This window comes from Planococcus sp. CAU13, from assembly GCF_000775575.1.
Lineage (GTDB): Bacteria > Bacillota > Bacilli > Bacillales_A > Planococcaceae > Planococcus.
In genome coordinates this window covers 1-2,933 of the sequence record NZ_JRGN01000332.1, presented here as the reverse complement: position 1 = coordinate 2,933, position 2,933 = coordinate 1, and the positions used below count along the sequence as shown (strand labels likewise).

1 protein-coding gene is annotated in these 2,933 nt (G+C 48.7%); it reads right to left on the bottom strand.

Features of this window, described 5'->3' with window-relative positions:
- Positions 1-390: 390 nt before the first annotated feature.
- A complete protein-coding gene (gene leuS / locus KW93_RS15505; RefSeq protein WP_033543957.1) occupies positions 391-2,802 on the bottom strand; it encodes a leucine--tRNA ligase in 2,412 nt (803 codons plus the stop codon).
- Positions 2,803-2,933: the final 131 nt, after the last annotated feature.

The window sequence follows — 2,933 nt, the reverse complement described above, 5'->3', positions numbered from 1 at the left end:
AGCGTTCGTAAAAGTACACTTTTACGAACGGGTTAAAAACAGTTAAAAAACGCTATAAAGTGCGTTCGTAAACGTGACAAACGACTTTACGAACGTTCGCCGATCTGAAATCAACTTTACGAACGCCATCAAAACAGAATAAAAAAGTAAAAAAAGGCGTTCGTAAAAGTGGTTACCCATTTTACGAACGTCTGCTTTTTTCCAAATACATTTTCCAACGTTTTATAGTTTATAAACTATACAAATTTACTAATTTTTTACCACTTTATTATTTTGTAACACCAGAACGGATCAAATACTTTCCGGAGACAAACCCGCTCCAAAACATCCAATTCCAGATAATAAAAAACAGAGCCCCAGCAATTAAGCTGGAACTCCGGTTTCATTCAATCAAGAGATTACCACATTCACCAATTTACCAGGAATCGCGATCACTTTACGGATTTGCTTGCCTTCCGCCGCTTTCTGGATGGCTTCATCCGCAAGCGCTGCCGCTTCCAGCTCCTCTTTCGTGCTGTCTTTTGCGACGACAATCTTAGTTCTGACTTTGCCGTTCACCTGAACAACAACTTCCACTTCATCGTCGACCATTTTCGACTCATCATATGTCGGCCATGCCTCATATGTCACCGTTTCCGTATGGCCCAGTTTCTCCCACAGTTCTTCCGCAACGTGCGGCGCGATCGGCGACAGCATCTTCACGAAGCCTTCCACGTACTCTTTCGGGATTGCATCCGCTTTATAGCCTTCATTGATGAAGACCATCAACTGCGAAATGGCAGTATTAAAACGCAATCCTTCATAGTCGTCCGTCACTTTTTTGACAGTCTGATGATAAACTTTTTCCAGTTTGCCGTCATTCGAGTCAACGATTTTCGCACTCAATGCATCGTCTTCGATGAACAGGCGCCATACACGGTCAAGGAAACGGCGTGCTCCGTCAAGTCCGTTCGTCGACCATGCAATCGATGCGTCAAGCGGCCCCATGAACATTTCGTACAGGCGCAGCGTATCCGCACCATGACTTTCGATGATCTGGTCCGGGTTGACGACGTTGCCTTTCGACTTCGACATTTTCTCGTTGCCTTCGCCAAGGATCATCCCCTGGTTGAACAATTTCTGGAACGGCTCCTTTGTCGGTACAACACCGATATCGTAAAGCACTTTATGCCAGAATCGCGCATACAATAAATGCAGTACCGCGTGCTCAGCTCCGCCGATATAAACGTCAACCGGCAGCCAGTGTTTCAGCAATTCCGGATCAGCAATCGCTTCGTCATTTTCCGTATCGATGTAACGCAGGTAATACCAGCAGCTGCCTGCCCATTGCGGCATCGTATTCGTTTCGCGGCGTCCCTTCATGCCCGTTTCCGGATGCACGACATTCAGCCATTCTTCGATATTGGCAAGTGGAGATTCACCTGTTCCACTAGGTTTGATGTCTGTTGTCACCGGCAATACGACAGGCAGATCTTCATCCGGAACCGGCGTCATTGTGCCGTCTTCCCAGTGGATGATCGGGATCGGCTCACCCCAGTAGCGCTGGCGGCTGAACAGCCAGTCACGCAGGCGGTATGTGATTTTCTTCTCGCCGACGCCTTTTTCCACAAGCCAGTCGATGGCTTTTGCAATTGCTTCGTTTTTATTCAAGCCGTTCAGGAAATCGGAATTGATCAATTCCCCATCACCTGCGTATGCTTCTTCTTCGATATTGCCGCCGGACACGACTTCCACGATCGGCAAATCAAATTGTTTCGCAAATTCATAATCGCGTTCATCATGTGCCGGAACCGCCATGATTGCGCCTGTCCCGTATGTGGCCAATACATAATCCGCAATCCAGATCGGCATTTTCTCGCCGCTCGCCGGGTTGATCGCATAAGCCCCTGTGAACACACCGGATTTTGATTTCGCCAGATCCGTACGTTCCAAATCACTTTTCGTTTTCACTTCGTCGATGTATTTCTCGACTGCTTCTTTCTGCTCTGGTGTTGTGATGCTTGAAACCAGTTTGTGCTCAGGCGCCAAAACTGCATAAGTCGCGCCGAAAATCGTATCCGGACGCGTCGTGAATGCACGGAACGAATGGCCGTTGCCGTCAATCTCAAACTCCAGCTCCGCCCCTTCAGATTTCCCGATCCAGTTGCGCTGCATATCTTTCAGGCTTTCCGGCCAGTCAAGATCGTCCAAATCCTCAAGCAAGCGGTCTGCGTATTCCGTAATGCGCAGCACCCACTGGCGCATTGGACGGCGTTCTACCGGATGGCCCCCGCGTTCCGACAAGCCGTCGATCACTTCTTCGTTGGCAAGCACTGTGCCGAGCGCCGGACACCAGTTGACCGCCACTTCATCGACATAAGCCAGGCCTTTATTGTACAGCTGGATGAAAATCCACTGTGTCCATTTATAATATTTCGGATCTGTCGTGTTGATTTCACGATCCCAGTCATAGGAGAAGCCAAGTTCCTGTATCTGGCGTTTGAATGTCTCGATATTTTTCGCCGTGAATTCCGCCGGATCGTTTCCTGTATCGAGCGCATATTGCTCAGCCGGCAATCCGAAAGCGTCCCAGCCCATCGGATGCAAAACGTTATAGCCCTGCATGCGTTTCATGCGGCTCAAAATATCAGTTGCTGTATAGCCTTCCGGATGCCCGACGTGAAGTCCTGCTCCCGATGGATACGGGAACATATCAAGCGCGTAGAATTTCGGCTTGTCGAAATCCGTTTCCAGTTTGAATGTTTTATTTTGCTCCCAATGTTGCTGCCATTTCTTTTCAATCGTCTTGTGCTTGAATGTCATTGTCATTTCCTCCTCAAAATAATAGCGCAAGCGCCCGTTATGCTCTGAAAGGCATAAGGGAGACCAGCGTAGTGACGGTCTTTGTCACGCAGCTGGGCTAACTTATGACCCGAAGAGCTGGGCAGCTGGAG